This window comes from Actinomycetospora aurantiaca (assembly GCF_037401875.1).
Classification (GTDB): domain Bacteria; phylum Actinomycetota; class Actinomycetes; order Mycobacteriales; family Pseudonocardiaceae; genus Actinomycetospora; species Actinomycetospora aurantiaca.
Map to the genome: position 1 here is coordinate 310263 of NZ_JBBEGN010000005.1, position 20777 is coordinate 331039.

Consider the following 20777-nt stretch of genomic DNA (forward strand, 5'->3'; position numbering starts at 1 on the left):
ACCGCGTGTCGCGAGCCGACGAACGGCGGCTTGATCCGGCCTTCGGGGGACCTGAGAGCCACATCCCGGAGCCGCGAGGAGCGCCACCGGGAGCATAGCGACCGCTCGTCGCCGACCGACGCCCGGGTCGACGACTCGTCGTGTCGCGTTTTCCGCTCGTCGCAGTGACCGGCCCGTCACGGTCCGCCCAACTCCACTCACCGCCCGCGCAAGCCCGTCGAGCCGCTTGGGACTCGATCCAGAGGCGTATCTCCTGCAGATTCTTGGTCATCCCCCGCGAGTGCCGGGCAGGAATGCGAGAGCAGAACTGCCCGGCCGGTCCCCGGGAGCCGGTGAGAGATCACCGGAATCCGGAGGGCACGGGAGGTGGACACCGCCGGGTGTCCGGCCGGCGGCAAGGACGCCGCAGGTCGGAGAGCCGGATGTCGGGCCTCCCCGCACACGAGAACGGTACGGACGGACCGCGACGACGGTCCGGTGCGATTCCGCCCCGAAGGAATCGCCGACGACGACGCAACCCGGCGCGCACCCCGAGGCGCGCCCAGCTGAGGAGACCAGCACGATGGACTGGCGGAACGACGCTGCTTGCCGCGACGAGGACCCGGAACTGTTCTTCCCCATCGGGACGAGCGGCCCGGCCCTGACGCAGATCGCCCAGGCGAAGGCCGTGTGCCGTCGCTGCCCGGCGATGTCGGAGTGCCTGACCTGGGCCCTCGAGTCCGGTCAGGACGCCGGTGTCTGGGGCGGCGCGGACGAGGACGAGCGCCGCGCCATGAAGCGCTACGGCGTGCGCATGGACGTCCAGGCCTGATGCGGCCTGTCCGGGGACGGACGCTCGCTCCCCACGCGTCCGCCCCCGCACGGAGTTGAGCGAAGGGCCCCTTCGGTCGAGTAGATCGACCGGAGGGGCCCTTCGCTCGTTCCCGACGTCGGGTCCTACCGCCGCGTGAGCGGGATGCGCAGCTCCGCCCGCGTCCCGCCGTCCGCGTCCGGTCGCACCGAGAGGGTCCCGCCGAGCTCGGAGTCGACGAGCGTGCGCACGATCTGCAGGCCCAACCCGGGCGCGCGCTCCAGGGAGAACGTGTCCGGCAGTCCGGCGCCGTCGTCGACGATGTCGATGCGCAGCTCGCTCGCGGTCCGCGTCGCCACGATGCGGACCGACCCCGAGGTCTGCGGGGTCGGGAAGCCGTGCTCGAGCGCGTTGGACACCAGCTCGGTGACCACCAGGACCAGCGGGGTCGCCATCACCGCCGGGAGCGCCCCGGCCCGCCCCTCCCGGGACAGCGACACCCCGGCGCCCGCCCGCACCAGGTCGTTCATCATCGGCAGCACGCCGGCCAGGACCTCGTCGATGTCGACCCGCTCGTCGACCGACGCGGCCAACGACTCGTGCACCAGGGCGATCGAGGCCACGCGCCGCATCGACTCGGTCAGCGCGGAGCGTGCCTCCTCGTGGCGGGTCCGCCGGGCCTGCAGCCGCAGCAGCGCGGCCACCGTCTGCAGGTTGTTCTTGACCCGATGGTGGATCTCCCGGATCGTCGCGTCCTTGCTCATCAGCGCCCGGTCGCGCCGCCGGACCTCGGTGACGTCGCGGACCAGAACCAGGGCGCCGCTGGGCACCCCGCGCGGCCGCAGCGGCAGCGCGCGTACGACCGCCGTCGCTCCCCGCCCCTCCACCTCCGTGCGCGGCGAGGGGGTCCCGGCCAGCGCGTCGCGCAGCATCGAGACCACCTCGGCGCCCTCGAAGGGGTCCGCGGACACCCGGCGGGTCACCGTCGGCAGGTCCGCTCCCACCAGCTCGTCGGACCACCCGAGCCGGTGGAAGGCCGACGCGGCGTTCGGGCTGGCGTAGAGGACGGTGCCGATCGCGCTGACCCGCACCAGGCCGTCGCCGACCCGGGGCGACGAGCGGCCCTCCTCGGCGTCGTCCGCCGTGGGGAAGGTCCCGTCCGCGATCATCTGGCACAGGTCGCCGGCCACCGCGAGATAGGAGATTTCCAGCGTCGACGGGACCCGGGGCGCGGCGAGGTTGGTGTCGCGACCCAGGACGGCGATCACGCGCCCCTGGTAGACCACTGGCACCACCTCCCGCCGGATCGACCGTCCGCGGTGCCAGCGCGGCTGCTCCTCGCGGCGCATCGTCGTGTCGTCCAGGGCGCGGGCCAGCTGCGGGTGCTGGGTGGCGGTGGCGGTCCCGCCGACCATGTCGTCGGGGTGGGCGGTGGGCGCCGTCGTCGGTCGGCTGTGCGCGACGCAGAGGAAGTGCGGCGCCGCCTCCGGGTCGGTGGTCACCGGCACCCAGAGCAGGAAGTCCGCGAACGACAGGTCCGAGAGCAGCTGCCACTCCGACGCGAGCCGTTGCAGGTGCGCGACCTCGTCGCCGGAGAGCTCGGTGTGCGTGGCGAGCAGGAAGCTCAGCGTGCTCACCGGGTCATCCAACCATCGGCCGGGGCGGGCGACGGCGCATGGGAGACTGGCCTCATGTCGAAGCGCGCACGTCAGAAGCGGGACCGCAAGAAGAAGGGCTCGAACCACGGCAAGCGTCCCAACAGCTGACGCGGTGCCGGGCCGGAACGACGAAGGGCCCCCGGGTGTCACCCGGGGGCCCTTCGTGCGTCTCGGGGGCCTCAGACCTGCCGGCGGGTCTCCACGCGGGTGGAGTTGACCTCGACGACCGTGCCGCCGGGCGTCCGCTCGACGCTGATGCTGGCCTGCTCGAGCACCGTCTCCCGGATCCGCTCGCGCAGCTTGCGGTGCAGCGTGTCGGGGGCCCGCTCGCCGCCGCAGGTGCGGGCGAGCAGCGTCTTGACCTTCTCCTCGAGCCCGTAGCGCGCCAGGCACGGCCCGCACTCCTCGAGGTGGCGACGCAGCTGGGCGTCCCGCTCCTCGTCGCACTCGTGGTCGAGCAGCAGCCAGACCTCCGCGAGGACCTCGTCGCAGTCGGTCTCGTGGGGCTCTCCGCAGCTCATGCCTCGCTCACCTCACCCCTGATGAACCCGCGGTCGCGCGCGGTGTCGGTCAGCGCGTCCCGCAGCTGACGGCGGCCGCGGTGCAGCCGCGACATCACCGTGCCGATGGGCGTGCCCATGATCTCGGCGATCTCCTTGTAGGCGAACCCCTCGACGTCGGCGAGGTAGACCGCCATCCGGAAGTCGTCCGGCAGTGCCTGCAGGGCGTCGCGGATGTCGGTGTCCGGCAGCCGGTCCAGCGCCTCCGCCTCCGCGCTCGGCAGGCCCGCCGACGAGTGCTCGGCCGACTGCGAGAGCTGGTAGTCGGTGATCTCGTCGGTCGAGTTCTGCTGCGGCTGCCGCTGCTTCTTGCGGTAGGTGTTGATGTAGGAGTTCGTGAGGATGCGGTACAGCCAGGCCTTCAGGTTCGTCCCGGGCTTGAACGACGTGAAGGACGAGTAGGCCTTGAGCACGGTCTCCTGGACCAGGTCCTCGGCGTCCGGCGGGTTGCGGGTCATCCGCATCGCGGCCGCGTAGAGCTGGTCGACCATCGGCATCACGTCGCGCTCGAAGCGTTCGGCGCGTTCCGCGACGGACTCGGTCTCCAGGTCGGCGGGAGTCGACCCGCCCTGCTGCACGTCCGTGGCGGGGTCGTCCACCGCCGCCTGGTCGACCGCCTCGGACACCGCACTCCCTTCGCGCCACGTCTCGATCGTGGCGACGGATCGCGGTGAGGCTACCCCGGTGGCCGTGCCGACACCCCCTTCGTCGGGTGTGAGGAGCCGGATCGGGGTCCGCTCCAACGTCATGGCTGGCATGTCGGTGTGAACACGGTCCGGGGTGCGCCTGTTCCCGCTCGTAGGCTCACTCCCCGTGGCTCGTACCGCCGCCGGCACCCCGGCCCTGGCCCTGCTCGCGAAGGCCGGCATCACCGTCACCACCCACACCTACGAGGCCCCCGGCGTCGCTGCGTACGGCACCGAAGCTGCGGACGCCCTCGGCCTCGACCACGCGCGGGTGTTCAAGACCCTGGTCGCCGAGGTGGACGGCACGCCCCTGCTCGCGATGGTCCCGGTGTCGGGGCAGCTCGACCTGAAGGCGCTGGCGGCCGCGCGCGGCGGGAAGAAGGCCGTCATGGCCGACGTCGCCGTGGCCGAGCGCCTGACCGGCTCGGTCGCCGGCGGCATCTCCCCGTTGGGGTCGCGGCAGCGGCTGCCGGTCGTCGTCGACTCCTCGGCGCTCGGCTTCGACACCATCTACTGCAGCGCGGGCAAGCGGGGCCTGCAGATGGAGCTCGCGCCCGGCGACCTCGTCGCGACGGCGGGCGCGACGACGGCGGCCGTCGCCGGTCAGGGCATCTGAACGACGAAGCGGAAGCGCACGTCCCCGCGCGACAGGCGGTCGAGCGCGGACGGGAGCCCGTCCGGCGTCACGGTCTCGACGTCGGCCACGATCCCGTGCTCCGCGCAGAAGTCCAGCATCTCGCGGGTCGCCGGGACTCCGGCCGACCCGGTGCCCACCAGCCGCTTCTCCCCCACGACCAGGGACATCGGGTCGAGGTCCAACCGCTGCGGCGGGATGCCGGCGAGCACGTAGGTGCCGTCGACGCGCAGCGCCTCGAAGTACGGGGCGAGGTCCATCGGGTGGCCGGTGGTGTCGAGCAGGACGTCGAAGCGGCGCCGCTGACCGGCGAGACCCTCCGAGGTGACCACCACGTCGTCCGCGCCGAGCTCCTTCGCCGCGTCGGCCTTCGCCGCGCTCGTCGTCAGCGCCACCGTCTCCGCGCCCAGCGCGTGCGCGAACTTCAGCGCCACGTGACCCAGCCCGCCGACCCCGATCACGCCGACGGTCGTCCCCGGGCCGACGTCGTACCGGCGCAGCGGCGCCCACGTCGTCACGCCCGCGCACAGCAGCGGGGCGGCCTCGGCCGGGTCGAGGGCGCCCGGGAGCCGGTAGGTGAAGCCCCGGTCGACCACGATCTCCGTCGAGAACCCGCCCTGGGTCGTCCCGCCGGAGACGGGGTCCACGCCGCCGTAGGTCAGCGTCGGGAAGGCGTCGCAGTCGTTCTCCCGGCCCGCGCGGCACGGGCCGCACACCCCGCACGAGCCGATGATGTTCCCGACGGCGACCCGGTCCCCCTCGACGAGGTCGGTCACCTCGGCCCCGACGGCGGCGACGACGCCGGTCATCTCGTGGCCCGCGACCAGTGGGAACGACGCCGGGTCGCCGTGGGCGAGGGAGTGCAGATCGGTCGCGCAGACGCCGCAGTGGGTGATGCGGACGACGACGTCGGACGGGCGCGGGTCGCGCCGGGAGAACGTCCAGGGCGCGGGGGCGGCGCCCGGCGCGGCGGCGGCCCAGCCGGTGACCTCGTGCATGGCGGATCCCCTTCGAAACGAACTGGTTGGTTGCTCACGACGCTAGCACGTGACCAACCGGTTGGTTATGATCGAGCGATGCCGAAGGACGGGAGCGCGACGCGGCGCCGGCTCCTGGACGCGGCGACCGCGGAGTTCTCCGCCCGCGGGATCGCCGGAGCCCGGGTCGACCGGATCGCCGCGGCCGCGGAGGCGAACAAGGCCCAGATCTACGCGTGGTTCGACTCCAAGGACGGCCTGTTCGACGCCGTGTTCGCCGAGCACCTGGCGCTGATCGTCGACCTCGTGCCCTTCGACGCCCGCGACCTCCCCGGCTACGCCGTCCGCCTCTACGACGCCTACCTCGCGCAGCCGGCGGTGATCCTGCTGGCGGTGTGGGCGCGCCTCGAGCGGGTGCCCACCGGCGACCTGCTGACCCAGGTCGGCGACGAGGTGGCGCGCAAGCTCGACGCGGTCCGCGCGGCCCAGGCCGAGGGCCTCGTCGACCCGGAGATCGATCCTCGCGACGTGTACGCGCTGGTCATCGCGCTGTCGATGACGTGGTCGCCCGCGGCCACGGTGATCGCGGCCGCGCCGGAGGACCCCGAGGCCGACCACACCCGTCGTCGGGAGGCCCTGGCCCGCGCCGTCCGCGGCGGGCTCACCACCTGACCCACTTTCGGGGCACCTGGCCGGGAAACGCACCCGGCGGCCGTTTCACTGGCGGCCATGCGTGTGCTGGCCGTCGTCGTCGTGCTCCTGTGCTCGCTCGCCGGCTGCGCGTCGCTGGGACTCGGGCGCGACGACACCGCGGCGGGGGCGGCGGCCCGCGACGGCGCCGGCGGCGACAGCGGGACGGCGGAGTCGGTGCGCGCGGCCGCCCGGGCCACGGCGGCCGACGGCGGGGCGCGGGTCGCGGTGGACTCGCGGGGCCCGGCCCGCGACGGCTCCGTCACGACGACGGGCACCGGCAGCATCGACTTCCGCGGCCGGACCTCCTCGACGGCCCTGCGCATCAGCGACCTCGGCCGCGTGGACGCCCTCGCCGTCGGGCGGACCGCGTTCGGGGCCCTGCCGCCCCGCGCGCTCGACGACATCTCCCGGGGTCGGCAGTGGGTGGCCGTCGCGCTGGACCAGGTCGACACCGGGCTCTACGCGGACACCGTCATCCAGCTCGGGTCCGGGGTGACCGGCAACGCCGCGGACCTCATGACGGTGCTCGGCGCGATCCGCGACGACGTCGTGGTCGTCGGACCGGAGACGATCGCCGACCGGCCGACGGTGCACCTGCGCGGCACGGTCGACCTCGCCCGGCTGCGGGAGCTCGCGCCGGACCTGGCCGGTGCGGCGACCCGCGCGGCCGCCGAGCTCGGGCGTCCCGACGTACCGGTCGACGTGTGGCTCGACAACCGGGGCCGGGTCCGGCAGGTCACCCAGACCCTCGTCCCCGGCCGGGCGAGCACGACGACCACCCTGCTCGAGGCCACCCCGCCGGCCCCCGTCGTCGCCCCGCCCGCGGCGATGGTGCGCGACCTGTTCCGGGAGCTGCGCCTGCGCTCCCGGTGAGGGTCACTCGAGCACGAGCCCGTCCGGCAGCGGCGGGAAGAACCGCGCGATCCACGGCTCGATCGCCTCGCGCACGGGGCCCTTCGCCTTCAGGGAGTGGTCGCCGCGCACCGTCACCACCTCGCGGTGCGGCGCGACCGGCGGGACCCCGAAGCGGTCGCGGTCGCCGGACACGGCGAGCACCGGGATGCCGGCGTCGGACACGGCGTCGATCTCGGGCGAGCGGTCGGGACGGGTCCCGTCCTTGCGGGCCGGGGCGAGCAGCGGGAACGCCAGCGCGAGGACGCCGACCGGACGCTTCGGAGCCGCCACCGCACCCCGGCACGCCACCCGCGCGCCCGACGACCGGCCGCCGTGGACCTGGTCGGTGTCCGGGAACCGCTCCGTCAGCTCCGCGAGCACGCACGCCCACGCCTCGTCGAGCTGCGCGGCCGGTGGCGGGGCCTTGCGCCCGGCGACGCGATAGGGCTGCAGCACCCGGGCCACGGCGATCGGGACCGGCGCGCTCGCGGCGGCGGCGAGCAGGTCCGGGGCCTCGATGCCACCGCCCGCGCCGTGTCCCAGGACGAGCAGGCCCCCGCAGTAGCCCGGGTGCTCCAGGTGCACGACGGCGGGTCCGTGCGGGGTCGGGACCTCGAACTCGTCGATCCCGACGATCACGACGGGTTGACCGCCTCGAGATCCAGTCCCTGCTGCTCGGGCTGCTCGTGGTGTTCGGCCACCAGCTCCGCGCCGTGGTTGCGCACGTTGTTGACCTTCGACGACACCTGCCGCATCTCGATCGCCGCGAGGATCTCCTCGGACGGCCCGAGCAGCCCGGTCGGGTCGTCGTTCTCCGGGTCGAGCCAGTCGGCCCACCGGTCGGGCGGGAGGACCAGCGGCATCCGGTGGTGGATCTCGGTCAGCGGACCGGCGGAGTCGATCGTGACGACGGTGGTGGAGACCAGCGGGTCGGCGCCGCGCTCCGGACGCCAGGTCTCCCAGAGACCCGCGAGCGCGAGGGAGCGCCCGGCGAACGTCGAGTCGGCGGCGAACGTCATGAAGTACGGCGTCTTCTGCTTGCCGTCGCGCAGCCACTCGAACCAGCCGTCCGCCGGGAGCAGGCAGCGTCGCGACGCGGCCGCCTTGCGGAACGCCGGCTTCTCCAGCAGGGACTCACCCCGCGCGTTGATCATCCGGTTCCCGACCGACGGGTCCTTGGCCCAGGAGGGCACCAGACCCCACCTCATCGCGCGGACCGAGCGTTCGAGCGACTGCGGGTCCGGTGTCCCGTCCTCGTCGCGCGGGTGCCGGTCGACGACCCCCGGGATCGTCAGCGTGGGCGCGACGTTGTACTCGGGGGTGTCCAGCGTCCCGTCCGTGGCGTCCCGTGCGTCGAACTCCTCGGCCAGGTCGGCCGGATCCTTGGCGAGGGCGTAGCGACCGCACATACAGCGATTGTCGCACCGCTTCGGCACCCCGACCGGTCCTCGACCGGTCGTCGGTCATCGGTCATCGGTCGTCGGACGGCAGGTAGCGCGCCCCGCGACGTTCTCCGACCCGAACCAGGTCGCCGGCATCGACGAGATCGTTGAGGAGCTTCAACGCCTCCACGCGGTCCAGCGCGAACCGCTCCCGCAGAAGCCTGTTCGTCAGCGGCTCCGACCGTGCGAGCGTCAGGACGTCCTGCCGGAGAGTCGCACTCGACAGACGAAGACCGGGCGGGGGTGCGATCGACGGTGCGAGGACGTATCTGGCTCCGGCGCGCTCCCCCGACTGGGAGAGGAAGCCCGCGTCCCGCAGGCGCTGCAGTGCACCACGGGCGTGGGTGCTGTCGGCTCCGAGAAGTTCTCGGGCGACCGTGTTGGTGAGCACCTCACCTCGCGCGGCGTGGACGAGGAGAATCCGGTCTCGCGGCTTCAGCGCTCCACGGTTCTCGATCTCGCCGATCCAGGCGCGCTCGAACGGTGCCACCGCACTGTTCATCGGCAGACTGACGCTGACCGACGTCGAGTCGGCGTCGAAGACAGGAGCGTCGAGCAGCTGCTCCGCCATGACGTCCTGCATCAGGTCGATCCCACGACCTGCGTCCTCTGCCAGCCGATAGCGTCGGAGGGCGTCGATCACCGCCAGGTTGCGGGCAGCGTTCTGCTCCCTCAGGTTCGCCACCGTGACGGGCTCGGGCAAGGGGCCGGGAGAACGGACGAGCACCCGGCTCGGCCGGATCTCGATGGTCACCGGACGACGGTTGTCCTCGTAGACGCGGTGAGCGACGGCATTCGCCACCGCTTCACGCAGGACAGCCAGCGGTATGCGTTCCATCTCATACCGCCGGAGTCCGACCACGGCCAGTTCCGACCCGATCTCGTCGGTCACACGAGAGGTCGCACCGGCGACCTGTACGGGCAGTGGACCCGTGATCCGGTACCTCTTGTCCTCCACCATCGTGGCGTCGTCCCGGTAGCGGAACACCTCGATGTACGACTTGCCGAGCACACGCTCCGGCTCCGCGACCAGGTAGAGGACGCCCGCAACGGTCAGCGCTCCCCGCGCACCCGTTCCGGTGGCCAGACCGTGCTCCACCATGCGATCGCCGATGTCGGTCGACCAACCGAACCGGCTCGCCACGTCGTCGACGAGAGCCGGATCGGCCTGCTCGACGGTCAGACCCGTTGCCGTGGCCTCGAAGCGAGCGAGCGCGTGGCCGGTGACGAACTCGGCGAGCTGCGCACCCATCAACGTCACGTTCATGGCCTCCCGTCGGACGACGACCAGCCCTTCTGCCGTCTGCGCGAACCCCTGCTCGCGCCGAGCGACGGAGAGGACCGCGATGTCGACGTCACCGACGGAGACGACACCGACCTCGTACCGGCCACCGTCGTGAACGCTGGCCACCACGCGGTGGAGCCGAGCCAGCGCTTCCCCGTCGACGTTGACCCCGACCGCTCGCCCGTCAGGACCGACCCCGACGAGCACGACACCGCCATCGGTGTTCGAGAAAGCTGCGACCGCACGAGCGATGCGCGCTTCGGACACCCCTTGCTTGAACTCGACGTGGTTCGATTCGCCTGCGTATGCGCGGAGGAACTCCTCGGCGGTCATCGCCCTCGGCCACTCACCAGCAGCTCGAGGGTGGTGAACCGGATATGCCATACTTGTTCTCCCCGCCCTTGAGGGTAAGAAGTATGGCATAAGGGTGGCCGTCCACGACGGGCATCCCGGATACTCCGGAATGCCTCACGTCGCGAGGGGCCATGATGGGGCACGTGACGAGTCCCTGGAGCGCGCCCGCCGCCGACGGTCCCGTGCACGGGACCGTGGCCGTGCCGGGCTCGAAGTCCATCACCAACCGCGCCCTGCTGCTCGCGGCGCTCGCCACCGACGGCGTGCCGCGCACCGTCGCCGGGGCGGCGCGCTCGCGCGACACCCGCCTGATGGTCGACGGACTGGCGGCCCTCGGCGCCGGGACCACCGTGCGCGACGGCCGGGACGGGACCGTCGACGTCGACGTCGTCCCCGCGGGGAGGCTGCGCGCCGCGCGGATCGACTGCGGGCTCGCCGGCACCGTCATGCGCTTCCTGCCGCCCGCGGCCGCGCTCGCCGACGGCCCGGTGGAGTTCGACGGCGACCCGCACGCCCGCACGCGTCCCATGGGCGGCGTGCTCGAGGGGCTGCGCGGGCTGGGCGTCGGTCTGGAGCCCGCGGACGCCGACCGGCTGCCGTTCACCGTGCTCGGCCGCGGCGGGGTGCGCGGCGGGTCGGTCACCGTGGACGCCTCGGCGTCCTCGCAGTTCGTCTCCGGCCTGCTGCTCTCCGGCGCCCGGTACGACGACGGGGTGGCGGTCACGTCCTCGACGCCCGTCCCGTCGCTGCCACACGTGGACATGACCGTGACGATGCTGCGGCTCGCCGGGATCACGGTGACCTCGGAGGACTCCCGCTGGGCGGTGTCGCCGGGGCCCGTCGTCCCGGACCCGACGTTCGTCGTGGAGCCGGACCTCTCCGGCGCCGCGGTCTACCTGGCCGCCGCGATGATCACCGGTGGTCGGGTGACGGTCGCGGGGTGGCCGGAGCGGCGGCCCGCGGCGAACCCGGAACGGCACACGCAGTCGCGCCACGACCTGCCCGGTCTCCAGCCGCTGGCCGCGGTCCGCCGGGCGCTGGAGGCGTTCGGGGCGGAGCTCACCGAGGGCCCGGACGGCCTGACGGTGCGGGGCCCCGACCGGCTGCGCGGCGTGGACGTCGACCTCGGCGAGATCGGCGAGCTCACGCCGACCGTGACGGCCCTGGCCGTGGTCGCCGCCCGCGACGGGGAGTCCTCCCGGCTGCGCGGGGTCGCCCACATCCGCGGGCACGAGACCGACCGGCTCGCCGCCCTGGTCGCCGAGTGCACCGCGGTCGGGGCGCACGTCGCCGAGACCGAGGACGGCCTGGAGGTCCACCCGGCGTCGGGACTGACCCCGACGCGGCCGTGGGGCGCCTACGCCGACCACCGGATGGCGACGGCGGGCGCGCTGCTCGGCCTGGTCGTGCCGGGCCTCGCGATCGACGACGTCGCGGCGACGGCGAAGACCCTCCCGGACTTCGCCGACGACTGGCCCGCCCTGATCCGCGGGGTGGGGATCCCGGCGTGAGGGGTGCGGCCGGGCGCTACGACGAGAGCGACGTCCGGGTCCGGCCCGGCAAGGGCACCCGACCCCGCTCGAAGCGCCGGCCCGACCACGCCGACGCCCGGCCGGCCATGGTCGTGGGCGTCGACCGGGGACGGTGGACCTGCGCGCCCGACGACGAGCCGGCAGCACGGGTCGTCGCGATGCGGGCGCGGGAGCTGGGGCGCACGCCGGTCGTCGTCGGCGACCACGTCGACCTCGTGGGCGACACGTCCGGCGCCGACGACACCCTGGCGCGGATCGTGCGGGTGGCCGACCGGACCAGCGTGCTGCGCCGCACCGCGGACGACACGGACCCCTACGAGCGGGTCGTCGTCGCGAACGCCGACAACCTCGTCATCGTGACCGCGCTGGCCGACCCGGTCCCGCGGACCGGCTTCGTCGACCGCTGCCTCGTCGCCGCGTACGCCGGCGGCCTCGCGCCCGTGCTGTGCCTGACGAAGGCCGACCTGACCGACCCGGAGCCCTTCGCCGCCGAGTACGCCGAACTGGACCTGCCCGTCGTCGTGACCCGCTCGGACCGGGATCCGGACCCGCTGCGGGACCTGCTGCACGACCAGGTGTCCGCGCTGATCGGGCACAGCGGCGTGGGCAAGTCGACGCTGGTCAACGCCCTCGTGCCGGACGCGGAGCGGGCGGTGGGCGTGGTCAGCGGGGTCGGGAAGGGGCGGCACACGTCCACGTCCGCGGTCGCGCTCGGACTCCCCGACGGCGGGTGGGTGGTGGACACCCCGGGGGTGCGGTCGTTCGGGCTGGCCCACATCTCGCCCGACGACGTCGTCGCCGCGTTCGGCGACCTCGCGACGGCGGTCGAGGACTGCCCGCGCGGGTGCTCGCACCTCGGGCCGCCGGCCGACCCGGAGTGCGCGCTGGACCCGTTGGTGGAGTCCGGCGGGCTGTCGGCCGGGCGGCTCGCGGCGCTGCGCCGGGTGCTGGAGGCCCTGCACATCCCGGCCTGGGAGATCTAGGTCAGGGTGTACGCGTCGTAGACCACCCGCGAGGCCCGGCGCTCGGCCACGGCCACCGTCAGGACCCGGGTCATCCAGCGGTACGACGGCGCGGAGGTCTCGAAGGTCGCGTGCACGCGGAAGTAGTACGACGACGGGTCGGCGTCCTCGCCGCGTGCCAGCGCGGCCAGCACTTCCGGCGGGCCGGCGCGCACGCCCGCCGTCCGGATGAACACGTCGGCGCCGTCGTGCGACCGCAGCAGGTAGCGGGTGTCGATCGTGGTCGCGCCGTCGGCCTGGATCACCTGCCAGTCCGCCCCGCCGGGGACGACGACGCCGGAGAAGCGCTCCCCCGTGACCGTGCCGCCGACGATCGGGACGATGCGCCGGTGCCCGGCGTCGGTGACCTCGAGGTCGACGGGTTCGGCCAGCTCGACCTCGACGTGGGCCAGGAACTCCAGGACCGGCACCGGCAGCGTCACGACAGGAGGCCGCCGACCAGCTCGAGGCTCCGGGCCCGCAGGGTGGCCCTCGCCTCGGGGTCCCCGGCCTGCGCATGGAGGCCGGCCTCGCGCTGCCGGTCGAAGAAGCGACCGGTGACGCCCTCGACGTCGTCGCCCACGGCGAGGCGGCGGGTCGCGGCCACGCCGGACTCCAGGGAGTCGACGGAGCGCCCGATCTCGCTCAGGACGATCTTGGTGGGCATGTACGTGCCGGGGTGCAGGGCGTTCGCGGTGACCTCGTCCGTGGGGAGGCGCTCCGCGAGGTCGACCGCGTGCAGGATCTGGGCGAGCTTGCTCTGCGCGTAGGCCCGGCCACCGTCGTAGGAGCGCTCGAGCATGAGGTCGTCGAAGTCCAGCGGGTGCTGGGCCCCCGACGCGACGTGCACGACCCGGGCGGCCCGCTCGTCGCCCGACGCACGCAGCAGCGGGAGCAGCTTCTCGGTGAGCAGGAACGTCGCGAGGTAGTTCACGGCGAACCGCAGCTCGTACCCGTCGACGCTCGTGCGGCGCACGCGCCCGTCGGGCTCGCCGCTGCCGATGCCGGCGTTGTTGACCAGGACGTGCAGCTCCCCGGCCCGCTCGGCGATCTCGTCGGCGGCGCGGGCGACCTGCGCGAGGTCGGCGAGGTCGGCCTGCACGGTCAGCGGCGGGTGGGCGGCGCGCTGCGCCACCTCGGCCGACAGGTCCTCCAGCCGCTCGGCCGAGCGGCCGTGCAGGACCAGGCGGACGTCGTCCTCGGCGGCGAGGTCGAGCGCGAGGGCGCGGCCGAGGCCGTCGGTCGCGCCGGTGATGGCGACGGTGCGGGGCATGGAGGGTGCGACGCCGCGGGATGGATCGGTATTCCCGGGGTACGCCCCCGGGTGCAGCTCTCCGTCCCGGAACCCGGTCCCGACGCCGCCGTCGCGTTCGTCGCCGAACACCTCGGCGACCTCGCCTGCGACACCCCGGCCGCGTCCGGGGCCTTCCGCGGCGGGCAGACCGCGGCCGACGCGGCGCTGGACGCGCTCGACGTCACGAACTACGCGCGCCGTCGCAACGACGTCTGGCCGCCCGAACGGCGGGGGGCGTCGAAGATGTCGCCCTGGATCCGGCACGGTCTGCTGTCGCTGCCGGCGCTGTGGGAGCACGTCGCCGACGCCCCGCAACGCGACCGCACGAAGTACCGCGACGAGCTCGCCTGGCAGGAGTACGCCCGGCACGTGTACGCCCGGCTCGGTCCGGCGTTGGGCGACGACCTGCGCGCCCGGCCGCCGCAGCCGCCCGAGCAGTGGGACGACCCGTGGCCGCGGGACATGAACTGCATGGACGTCAACCTCACGGAGCTCCACGACGACGGCTGGCTGGTCAACCAGTGCCGGATGTGGCTCTCCAGCCAGTGGACCGTGCGGGCGGGCGCCCGGTGGCGCGACGGCGACGACGCCTTCTTCACCCACCTGCTCGACGGGTCGCGCGCGGCCAACCGGCTCGGGTGGCAGTGGACGGTCGGGTCCGGCACGGGCAAGGCCTACGGCTTCTCGCGGCACCAGGTGGAGAAGCGGGCGCCGAAGCTCTGCGCGAACTGCGTGCTCAACGCCGCGTGCCCGGTCCAGGACTGGCCGCCGGAGCAGCGCACGACGCGCCTCGATCCGCCGGAGCTGCTCCGCTCGGACCCGGACCCGGACGCCACCGGCGGTCCCACCGTCTCCCCCGAGAACGAGGTCGACGCGGTGTGGCTGACCGCGGAGTCCCTGGGCGACGACGACCCGGCCCTGGTGGCCCACCCCGACGTCCCCGCGGTCTTCGTGTTCGACGAGCCGCTGCTGCGCCGGCTGCGGCTGTCGGGCAAGCGGCTGGTGTTCCTGACGGAGACCCTGGCCGACCTGGCCACGCGGCGCCCGGTGGAGCTGTACCGGGGGTCCGTGCCCGAGGAGCTGTCCGGGCAGGGTCGTCACCGGGTCGGGGTCACGTTCGCGCCGGTGCCGGGCTTCCGGCGGCACGCGGCCCGGGTGGAGCCGGCGGCGGTGCACCCTTGGGCGTGGTTGTTCCGGCCCCGCGCCGGGCGGCTGCAGAGCTACACCGCTTGGCGCAAGGGGATGCCGCAACGTCCGGACGGGGTCGGCTGAGCTCCCGCGCGGACCTCGTGAGCGTGTCGCACGTGCGTTTGCGCGTGTCGCTCACGAGGTGGCGATCACGAGGGAGACGGGCGCGTGTCGCGTCCTTCGGTCCGGGCATCATCGCGGCGTGCCCCGAGTCGCCATCGCCTGTCAGGGCGGCGGCAGCCAGACGGCGTTCACCGCCGGTGTGCTGCGTCCGCTGCTGCGCTCCCCCGACGTCGAGCCCGTCGCGTTCACCGGGACGTCCGGCGGCGCGATCTGCGCGTTGCTGGCCTGGTACGGCTACCGGACCGGCGGGCGGGCGCGGGCGGTGGAGCTGCTCGACGGGTTCTGGCGGGACAACGCCGCGACCGCGCCGCTGGACGCCGTCACGAACGCGGTCGGGGTCGGTCTGCTGCGCCTGCGCGACCTCGGCGTCCTGCCGCTGCCCGCGTTCGACCCGTACCGGTTCCCGGAGATCGCGCGGACCCAGCTGCGGGCCCTGCTGGAGCGGTGGGTCGACTTCGGCCTGCTCGCCGCGCTGCCCCGGGACGAGGGGCCGGCGCTGCAGCTGGGCGCGGTCGAGGTGCGCAGCGGGGCGTTCCGCCGCTTCGACTCGCGGCGGGGCGAGATCACGGTCGACGCCGTGCTGGCCAGCGCGGCGATCCCGACCCTGTTCCGGGCGGTCGAGACCGACGACGGCGTCTACTGGGACGGCGTGTTCTCCGAGAACCCGCCGATCCGCGACCTCCCGGCGCTCGACCCCGACGCGATCTGGATCGTGCAGCTCTTCCCGCGCGTGATCGACGTCGAGCCGCGCTCCCCCGGGGCGATCGCCGACCGGCGGGCCGAGCTCACGGCCAACCTGTCCCTGGAGCAGGAGATCGACGCGATCGAGAAGATCAACGAGTTCGTCCGGGCGGGCTACCTCGACGGCGCCGGCTACCGCGAGGTAGCGATCGACCGGATCGAGCTGGAGCGCCGCCTCGACTCCGCCGCCGCGGCCGACCGTTCGCCGGCCTTCCTCCGGGGACTCATTGCCGACGGCGAGCGCGCCGGCGAGGCGTTCCTCGCCCGCCGGCCGTCGCCGGTCGGGCTCTGATCGCCGAGTGCGACACGGCGCAGGATCCGAGGCCCCGGGACCTGCCTGACGTAGCTCTCGCGCTGCGGGCCCCGGCGCCCGCCCCGCCGAGCGCGACACAGTGCAGGTTCCGAAGCCCCGGGACCTGCCTGACGTAGCTCTCGCGCCGGAGCGACCGGGCCCTACCCGCCGTCGGGAACGTCGAGCTCGAGCACGAACGGGAGCTCCTGCACGCCGTACCAGGCGAGGTCGTGGTCCTCGGCGTCGCCGAGGGCGAGCTCGGCGTCCTCGTCGCCCAGGTCGGCCGCGTCGACCACCTCCGCCGCGCGGCGCACGTCCTCCGCGGCGTCCTCCAGGTCGAGGTGCACCGACGCGAGCCTCGCCATCGGGACCGGGCCGGCCACGCGCACCACCGAGGCGTCCAGGTCCGGCCGCAGGGTCACGTCGTCCACGTCCGCCGTCACGACCGCCCGGCGCGCCGGGGCCTCCGGGTCGTCCGCCCACTCCGCGGCCAGCAGCCGCAGCGAGGACCGCGCGGCCTCGAGCATCGCGACGTACTCCAGCTCCTCCTCGTCGCCGGCGAGGTAGGCCTCGCGCAGCGACGGGGTCAGCGCGAACGCCGTCCCCGACAGCGGCTGGATCGCCTCGTCGGCGAGGAGCCGGCGCAGGCCCGCCACGGTCGTCGGGATGTAGATCCTCACCGGTCGCGGTCCTCGCGTGCCCACCACTGCGCCGTCGTCCGCAGTGCCGTGCGCACCACGTCGCCCTGCTTGCGGGCGTCCATCACGTTCCACCCCATCGCCGCGCGGTCCTCGGGTCCCGGGGCGTGCGAGGTGACGCGCAACCCGGCCCCGCGCAGCCGCCCGATCTCCCGGGCGCTGCGGCCCCCGACGATCCCACGGAACAGTCCGTCGGCCGCACCCCCCACCCCCGTCAGGCGTGCCCGGCCGCGGCGGGCCAGCGGGACCAGCACGAGCGCCTCGTCCAGGGCCGGCATGTCGGTCCCCAGCAGCAGGTCGGCCGACGTCGCCGAGCAGACGCCGCCGTCGACGTAGCGGCGCCCGCCGATCCGGACCGGCTCGAACCAGCCCGGTACCGCGCATGACGCGCTCGCCGCCTCCGCGCACGACGCCGGCGGGGCGCCCCCGCGGCCGAACGGGACGCGGGCGCCGCTGTCGTAGTCGGTCGCGACGATCCGCAGCTCGGGCGCGGCCGGCGGCGCGGGCCACGCCTCGGGCGCGAACGAGGACACGAGCCGGGTCACGCCGCTCGTGTCCGCGCGCCCCACCGGGAGCAGCGCGGAGGCGACCGCGAGCGGCGGGAAGCGCCGCGGGTGCCGGGCGACCTCACGGAGCAGCCGCACCGAACCCGGGCCGACCCGCGGCAGGGGCGGCAGCCCGCCGCGCGCCCCCCGGCGACGCGGGCGCGTCCCCGACGACGGGCTCTCCCGCGGCTCGAGCAGGTGGGACACGAGGTCGTCGACGGCGACCCCGCTGGCCAGCGCGGATGCGATGATCGACCCGGCCGAGGTGCCGATCAGCACGTCGGCGTCGCGGGCGTCGTGCCCGGTGTGCTGCTGCCACGTCGACAGCGCCGCCACCGCCCACGCGTAGCCCAGCGAGCCGCCCGTACCGAGGACGATCGCGCGCCGGGAGGGAGTCCGGGTCGGGCTCACCGCGGCACCGTGGCGACGAGCTCGGCCAGGGCCTCCGTCACCAGGTCGCCGAACTCGTCCACGTCGGCCATGGAGTCGCGGTCGGCGTTGAAGCCGTAGAACACGCCGCCGTCGTAGCTGGTCAGCCCCACGGCCAGGGACTGCCCCTTCGCCAGCGGCACCACCGGGTACATCTCCAGCATCCGGGCGCCGCCGGCGTAGAGGGGGTGCTGGGGCCCGGGCACGTTCGAGACGACGACGTTGAACAGCCGCCGCGACAGCCCGCTGGCCGCGCGGGCGCCGAGGGCGTGCAGCGTCGGCGGTGCGAACCCGCCCACCCGGACGAGCGCGTTCGCCCCGACCGACTGCCCGGACTGCTTGTGCTCCCGCATCGCGTGCGCCACGTGGTGCATCCGCAGCACCGGGTTCGGCTCGCCGACGGGCAGGTCCACCAGGTACGAGGCGATCCGGTTGCCCAGCAGCCCGCCGCCGCTGATCGCGCCGGTGGCCGCCGCCTCGCCGCGCACCGAGAGCGGCACCATCGCGCGCATCGTCGTCGTCGGGGTCACCGAGGCGCCGCGGGAGAGCAGCCAGTTGCGCATCGCCCCGGAGATCACCGTCAGGACGACGTCGTTGATCGTGCCGCCGTGCGCGCGCCGGACCGCGCGGTAGTCCTCCAGCTCGGTCCGCGCGTGCGCGAAGCGCCGCTGGGTGGAGATCGGGACGTTCAACGGGCTCGTGGGGGCCGGCCGGACCGCGGTGCGGACCGCCGAGAGCAGCCCGCCCGCGACCCCGGCGACCTTCGTGACGGTGTCCGCGGCGTCGCGGACCGCGGCGTGCGCGGCCTCGACGGCGTTGCCCGGGCGGGCGACCGCCTCCCCGAACGCGTCCAGCACGAGCTTCCACGCCGGCGGCTCGGGACGTGCGGTCCAGGTGTCGTCGGGCTCGTCGCGGCCGTCCGGGGAGTCGTCCAGCACGACCTGCGAGATGTCGATCGAGGCGATCCCGTCGACCATCGCCTGGTGGGTCTTCGTGACGATCGCGACCCGGCCCCCGGAGAGCCCGTCCACCAGGTACATCTCCCACAGCGGCCGGGTGTGGTCGAGCGGGCGGGACATCAGGCGCGCGACCAGCTCGTTCAGCGCCCGGTCGGTGCCCGGGCCGGGCAGCGCGGAGCGGCGCACGTGGTAGGTGACGTCGAAGTCGGTGTCGTCCACCCACACCGGACGCGCGACGCCGTAGGGGATCTGCTTGATCTTCTGCCGGTACCGCGGGACCAGCCCGATCCGCCCGGAGATGAGCTCGACGAGGCGCTCGTAGTCGAAGCCGGACCGGGGCTTGCGGAAGACGGCCACGCTGCCGACGTGCATCGGCGTCGTCGGCTGGTCCATGTAGAGGAAGGAGGCGTCCAGGGCCGTGAGGCGGTCCGGCATGGCCTCGATCCTCGCACGACGGCCGGTGGCGCTCCGTCTGCCAGAGTGGTCGGCGATGTCACGCCAGGAGCAGGACGACAGGGGCCCGGACGAGGTCTCGCCGAAGGACCGGTTCGTCACCGTCTACGGCCGCAGACCGGTGCTCGAGGCGCTGACCGACACGGCCCTGGAGGTCGACAAGGTCGTCCTCGCCGAGGGCGCCGATCCCCGGGCCGTCCGCTCCATAATGGACGCCGCCCGCACCCGCGGCGTGCGGGTCACGCGCGCCTCGGCGCACCGCGTGAAGGTCCTGGCCGGCAACGGGCGGCAGGACCAGGGCGTGATCGCGGACGTCGTCGCTCCCGGGATGCGCACCCTCGACCGGTTCCTCGCCGCCCTCGGGCCGGACGCCGGCGCCCGGGTCCTGGTGCTGGACGGGCTCACCAACCCCGCCAACGTCGGGATGATCCTGCGCTCCGCCACCGCGGCCGGGCTGGACGGCGTGCTGCTCCCCCGCCACGGTCTCCCGTCGATCGACCCGCTCGTGGTGAAGGCCTCCGCGGGGGTGGCGTTCCACGCGCCCGTGCTGCGCTCCGGGACCGCCGCGGCCGGGCTGGCCGCACTCGCCGAGGCGGGGTTCGTCCTGCTCGGGCTGGACGGCGGAGCGACGGCGTCGTTGTTCACGGCGGACCTGGCCCCGCGCACCGCGCTGGTGGTCGGCGGCGAGACCGACGGCCTCACCTCCGACGTGCGGGGCGAGCTGCACGACACGGTCGCGATCCCGATGGCGGGCGGGGTCGAGTCGCTCAACGCGGCGTGCGCGGCGACGCTGGCGTGCTTCGAGCTCGCGCGGCGCGGGCCGAGCCGTACCCAGGACTGAGATCATCCAAACCGGCCCTGTCCGACGGCGGGCGTCCCTACAGTCGCGTCCATGAGCGTGGCAGTGCACGAGCCGGGGCCGGCGCCGCTCCGGGGCGGGTCGGGAGCGCCCGCCGGGGTCCGGCCACGGGAGGGCCGGGCGTGCACGGCGCCGCGCCTCGCGCGACGGATGGACCGCCGTCCGCGGCCACGCCTGCGCCCGCTGCACGCGGTGCTGGCGGACCTCGCGCCGACGCCGCCGCCGGAGCCCCCACCCGCCGTCGGGTCGACGCCCGCACCCGATACCCGCGCCTGGGAGGCCGCGCTCGAGGGTGCCCGGGCGCAGGCCGGACCGCTGGCCCTGCGGGTGCTCGCGGCCGTCGCCGAGGTCCTCGACGGACGGCGGCCGGTCGAGCACTTGGCGGGGGTCTGCCCGGCCGAGGTCCTGGACCGGGTCGCGGCCGTGGTGCGCGCCGCCGTCCGCCGGGGCGGGCCCGGCACGCGGGTGCGCGGGCTGCGGCTGTGCCCCGTGGTCGTCCCGGGGCCGCGGCCGGTGCTCGCCGTGGAGGTCGCCGCGGCGCTCTGCCCGGTGGGCCCGGCCGGCCCGGCCCGGCCGGCACCGACCCGCGGCCGGTCGACCGCCGCGCGCCCGCCCCGGACGCGCGCCGTCGCCGCCCGTTTCGAGCTCGCCGACACCGGCTGGCGGTTGACCGAGCTCGTGGTGGGCTAG

General features: G+C 74.6%; 23 protein-coding genes. 11 read left to right on the forward strand and 12 right to left on the reverse strand.

Annotated elements, in window-relative coordinates:
• The first annotated feature begins 562 nt into the window (after positions 1-562).
• A complete protein-coding gene (locus WCD74_RS13720) occupies positions 563-811 on the forward strand; it encodes a WhiB family transcriptional regulator (protein WP_286053567.1) in 249 nt (82 codons plus the stop codon).
• Between the two features lie 125 nt (positions 812-936).
• On the opposite strand, the gene WCD74_RS13725 is transcribed toward WCD74_RS13720, so the two are convergent.
• Positions 937-2427, reverse strand: coding sequence for a sensor histidine kinase (locus tag WCD74_RS13725; protein ID WP_337695391.1), 1491 nt, complete (start codon positions 2425-2427; stop codon positions 937-939).
• A 54-nt stretch (positions 2428-2481) separates the two neighbouring features.
• Here WCD74_RS13725 and WCD74_RS29955 point away from each other — a divergent pair, with 54 nt between their 5' ends.
• Positions 2482-2556: a 50S ribosomal protein bL37 gene (locus WCD74_RS29955; RefSeq protein WP_372460497.1), complete on the forward strand. Its 75-nt coding sequence runs from the start codon at positions 2482-2484 to the stop codon at positions 2554-2556.
• A 71-nt stretch (positions 2557-2627) separates the two neighbouring features.
• Here WCD74_RS29955 and rsrA read toward each other — a convergent pair whose 3' ends face one another.
• Together rsrA and WCD74_RS13735 are read right to left on the reverse strand one after the other, a co-directional pair.
• Positions 2628-2969, reverse strand: coding sequence for a mycothiol system anti-sigma-R factor (gene rsrA / locus WCD74_RS13730; protein WP_337695392.1), 342 nt, complete (start codon positions 2967-2969; stop codon positions 2628-2630).
• A complete protein-coding gene (locus WCD74_RS13735; protein ID WP_337695425.1) occupies positions 2966-3586 on the reverse strand; it encodes a sigma-70 family RNA polymerase sigma factor in 621 nt (206 codons plus the stop codon). Before WCD74_RS13735 ends, rsrA begins: the two co-directional genes overlap by 4 nt.
• A gap of 235 nt (positions 3587-3821) precedes the next feature.
• On the opposite strand from WCD74_RS13735, the gene ybaK reads away from it, so the two are divergent.
• Positions 3822-4310, forward strand: a complete 489-nt coding sequence (gene ybaK / locus WCD74_RS13740) for a Cys-tRNA(Pro) deacylase (RefSeq protein WP_373696080.1) — start codon at positions 3822-3824, stop codon at positions 4308-4310.
• On the opposite strand, the gene WCD74_RS13745 is transcribed toward ybaK, so the two are convergent.
• On the reverse strand, positions 4298-5326 hold the full coding sequence (locus tag WCD74_RS13745) for an NAD(P)-dependent alcohol dehydrogenase (RefSeq protein WP_337695393.1): 1029 nt from the start codon (positions 5324-5326) through the stop codon (positions 4298-4300). The genes ybaK and WCD74_RS13745 overlap by 13 nt on opposite strands.
• 78 nt (positions 5327-5404) lie before the next feature.
• Between WCD74_RS13745 and WCD74_RS13750 the strand changes: the two genes are divergently transcribed.
• Complete coding sequence (locus tag WCD74_RS13750; protein WP_337695394.1) at positions 5405-5977, forward strand: TetR family transcriptional regulator; 573 nt, start codon at positions 5405-5407, stop codon at positions 5975-5977.
• A 57-nt stretch (positions 5978-6034) separates the two neighbouring features.
• Positions 6035-6871, forward strand: coding sequence for an SCO4651 family lipoprotein (locus WCD74_RS13755; RefSeq protein WP_337695395.1), 837 nt, complete (start codon positions 6035-6037; stop codon positions 6869-6871).
• A gap of 3 nt (positions 6872-6874) precedes the next feature.
• On the opposite strand, the gene WCD74_RS13760 is transcribed toward WCD74_RS13755, so the two are convergent.
• From WCD74_RS13760 to WCD74_RS13770, 3 genes are all read right to left on the reverse strand, one after another.
• Positions 6875-7531 (reverse strand): alpha/beta hydrolase family protein, encoded by a 657-nt coding sequence (locus WCD74_RS13760; protein ID WP_337695396.1) that lies wholly within the window; start codon positions 7529-7531, stop codon positions 6875-6877.
• Positions 7528-8301, reverse strand: a complete 774-nt coding sequence (locus WCD74_RS13765; RefSeq protein WP_337695397.1) for an SOS response-associated peptidase — start codon at positions 8299-8301, stop codon at positions 7528-7530. Before WCD74_RS13765 ends, WCD74_RS13760 begins: the two co-directional genes overlap by 4 nt.
• A 61-nt stretch (positions 8302-8362) precedes the next feature.
• The gene (locus tag WCD74_RS13770) at positions 8363-9952 is read right to left on the reverse strand and encodes an ATP-binding protein (protein ID WP_337695398.1); all 1590 of its coding nucleotides are present in this window, start codon (positions 9950-9952) and stop codon (positions 8363-8365) included.
• 164 nt (positions 9953-10116) lie between these two features.
• Between WCD74_RS13770 and aroA the strand changes: the two genes are divergently transcribed.
• A complete protein-coding gene (gene aroA, locus WCD74_RS13775) occupies positions 10117-11484 on the forward strand; it encodes a 3-phosphoshikimate 1-carboxyvinyltransferase (RefSeq protein ID WP_337695399.1) in 1368 nt (455 codons plus the stop codon).
• The gene (gene rsgA / locus WCD74_RS13780) at positions 11481-12488 is read left to right on the forward strand and encodes a ribosome small subunit-dependent GTPase A (RefSeq protein ID WP_337695400.1); all 1008 of its coding nucleotides are present in this window, start codon (positions 11481-11483) and stop codon (positions 12486-12488) included. Before aroA ends, rsgA begins: the two co-directional genes overlap by 4 nt.
• On the opposite strand, the gene WCD74_RS13785 is transcribed toward rsgA, so the two are convergent.
• Together WCD74_RS13785 and WCD74_RS13790 are read right to left on the reverse strand one after the other, a co-directional pair.
• On the reverse strand, positions 12485-12949 hold the full coding sequence (locus WCD74_RS13785; protein WP_337695401.1) for a DUF3237 domain-containing protein: 465 nt from the start codon (positions 12947-12949) through the stop codon (positions 12485-12487). The two genes, rsgA and WCD74_RS13785, sit on opposite strands and share 4 nt — an antisense overlap.
• Positions 12946-13779: an SDR family NAD(P)-dependent oxidoreductase gene (locus WCD74_RS13790; protein WP_337695402.1), complete on the reverse strand. Its 834-nt coding sequence runs from the start codon at positions 13777-13779 to the stop codon at positions 12946-12948. Before WCD74_RS13790 ends, WCD74_RS13785 begins: the two co-directional genes overlap by 4 nt.
• A gap of 51 nt (positions 13780-13830) precedes the next feature.
• Here WCD74_RS13790 and WCD74_RS13795 point away from each other — a divergent pair, with 51 nt between their 5' ends.
• The gene (locus tag WCD74_RS13795) at positions 13831-15072 is read left to right on the forward strand and encodes an FAD-binding domain-containing protein (protein WP_337695403.1); all 1242 of its coding nucleotides are present in this window, start codon (positions 13831-13833) and stop codon (positions 15070-15072) included.
• 118 nt (positions 15073-15190) lie between these two features.
• Positions 15191-16144 (forward strand): patatin-like phospholipase family protein, encoded by a 954-nt coding sequence (locus WCD74_RS13800; RefSeq protein ID WP_337695404.1) that lies wholly within the window; start codon positions 15191-15193, stop codon positions 16142-16144.
• Positions 16145-16305: 161 nt separating this feature from the next.
• Here WCD74_RS13800 and WCD74_RS13805 read toward each other — a convergent pair whose 3' ends face one another.
• The 3 genes from WCD74_RS13805 to WCD74_RS13815 are packed head-to-tail and all read right to left on the reverse strand — an operon-like array spanning position 16306 to position 19210.
• Complete coding sequence (locus tag WCD74_RS13805; RefSeq protein WP_337695405.1) at positions 16306-16824, reverse strand: DUF6912 family protein; 519 nt, start codon at positions 16822-16824, stop codon at positions 16306-16308.
• Positions 16821-17798 (reverse strand): patatin-like phospholipase family protein, encoded by a 978-nt coding sequence (locus WCD74_RS13810; RefSeq protein WP_337695406.1) that lies wholly within the window; start codon positions 17796-17798, stop codon positions 16821-16823. Before WCD74_RS13810 ends, WCD74_RS13805 begins: the two co-directional genes overlap by 4 nt.
• Positions 17795-19210: a WS/DGAT/MGAT family O-acyltransferase gene (locus WCD74_RS13815; protein WP_337695407.1), complete on the reverse strand. Its 1416-nt coding sequence runs from the start codon at positions 19208-19210 to the stop codon at positions 17795-17797. Before WCD74_RS13815 ends, WCD74_RS13810 begins: the two co-directional genes overlap by 4 nt.
• Positions 19211-19265: 55 nt before the next feature.
• On the opposite strand from WCD74_RS13815, the gene WCD74_RS13820 reads away from it, so the two are divergent.
• Together WCD74_RS13820 and WCD74_RS13825 are read left to right on the forward strand one after the other, a co-directional pair.
• On the forward strand, positions 19266-20069 hold the full coding sequence (locus WCD74_RS13820) for a TrmH family RNA methyltransferase (RefSeq protein WP_337695408.1): 804 nt from the start codon (positions 19266-19268) through the stop codon (positions 20067-20069).
• A 51-nt stretch (positions 20070-20120) separates the two neighbouring features.
• A complete protein-coding gene (locus WCD74_RS13825) occupies positions 20121-20777 on the forward strand; it encodes an Rv3235 family protein (RefSeq protein WP_337695409.1) in 657 nt (218 codons plus the stop codon).

Bases quoted from the DNA above. Each gene is read 5' to 3' on its own strand.
- WCD74_RS13720 (WP_286053567.1), top strand. From the start codon at position 563: ATGGACTGGCGGAACGACGCTGCTTGCCGCGACGAGGACCCGGAACTG.
- rsrA (WP_337695392.1), bottom strand. From the start codon at position 2,969: ATGAGCTGCGGAGAGCCCCACGAGACCGACTGCGACGAGGTCCTCGCG.
- WCD74_RS13745 (WP_337695393.1), bottom strand. From the start codon at position 5,326: ATGCACGAGGTCACCGGCTGGGCCGCCGCCGCGCCGGGCGCCGCCCCC.
- WCD74_RS13750 (WP_337695394.1), top strand. From the start codon at position 5,405: ATGCCGAAGGACGGGAGCGCGACGCGGCGCCGGCTCCTGGACGCGGCG.
- WCD74_RS13755 (WP_337695395.1), top strand. From the start codon at position 6,035: ATGCGTGTGCTGGCCGTCGTCGTCGTGCTCCTGTGCTCGCTCGCCGGC.
- WCD74_RS13765 (WP_337695397.1), bottom strand. From the start codon at position 8,301: ATGTGCGGTCGCTACGCCCTCGCCAAGGATCCGGCCGACCTGGCCGAG.
- WCD74_RS13770 (WP_337695398.1), bottom strand. From the start codon at position 9,952: ATGACCGCCGAGGAGTTCCTCCGCGCATACGCAGGCGAATCGAACCAC.
- WCD74_RS13790 (WP_337695402.1), bottom strand. From the start codon at position 13,779: ATGCCCCGCACCGTCGCCATCACCGGCGCGACCGACGGCCTCGGCCGC.
- WCD74_RS13815 (WP_337695407.1), bottom strand. From the start codon at position 19,210: ATGCCGGACCGCCTCACGGCCCTGGACGCCTCCTTCCTCTACATGGAC.
- WCD74_RS13820 (WP_337695408.1), top strand. From the start codon at position 19,266: ATGTCACGCCAGGAGCAGGACGACAGGGGCCCGGACGAGGTCTCGCCG.
- WCD74_RS13825 (WP_337695409.1), top strand. From the start codon at position 20,121: ATGAGCGTGGCAGTGCACGAGCCGGGGCCGGCGCCGCTCCGGGGCGGG.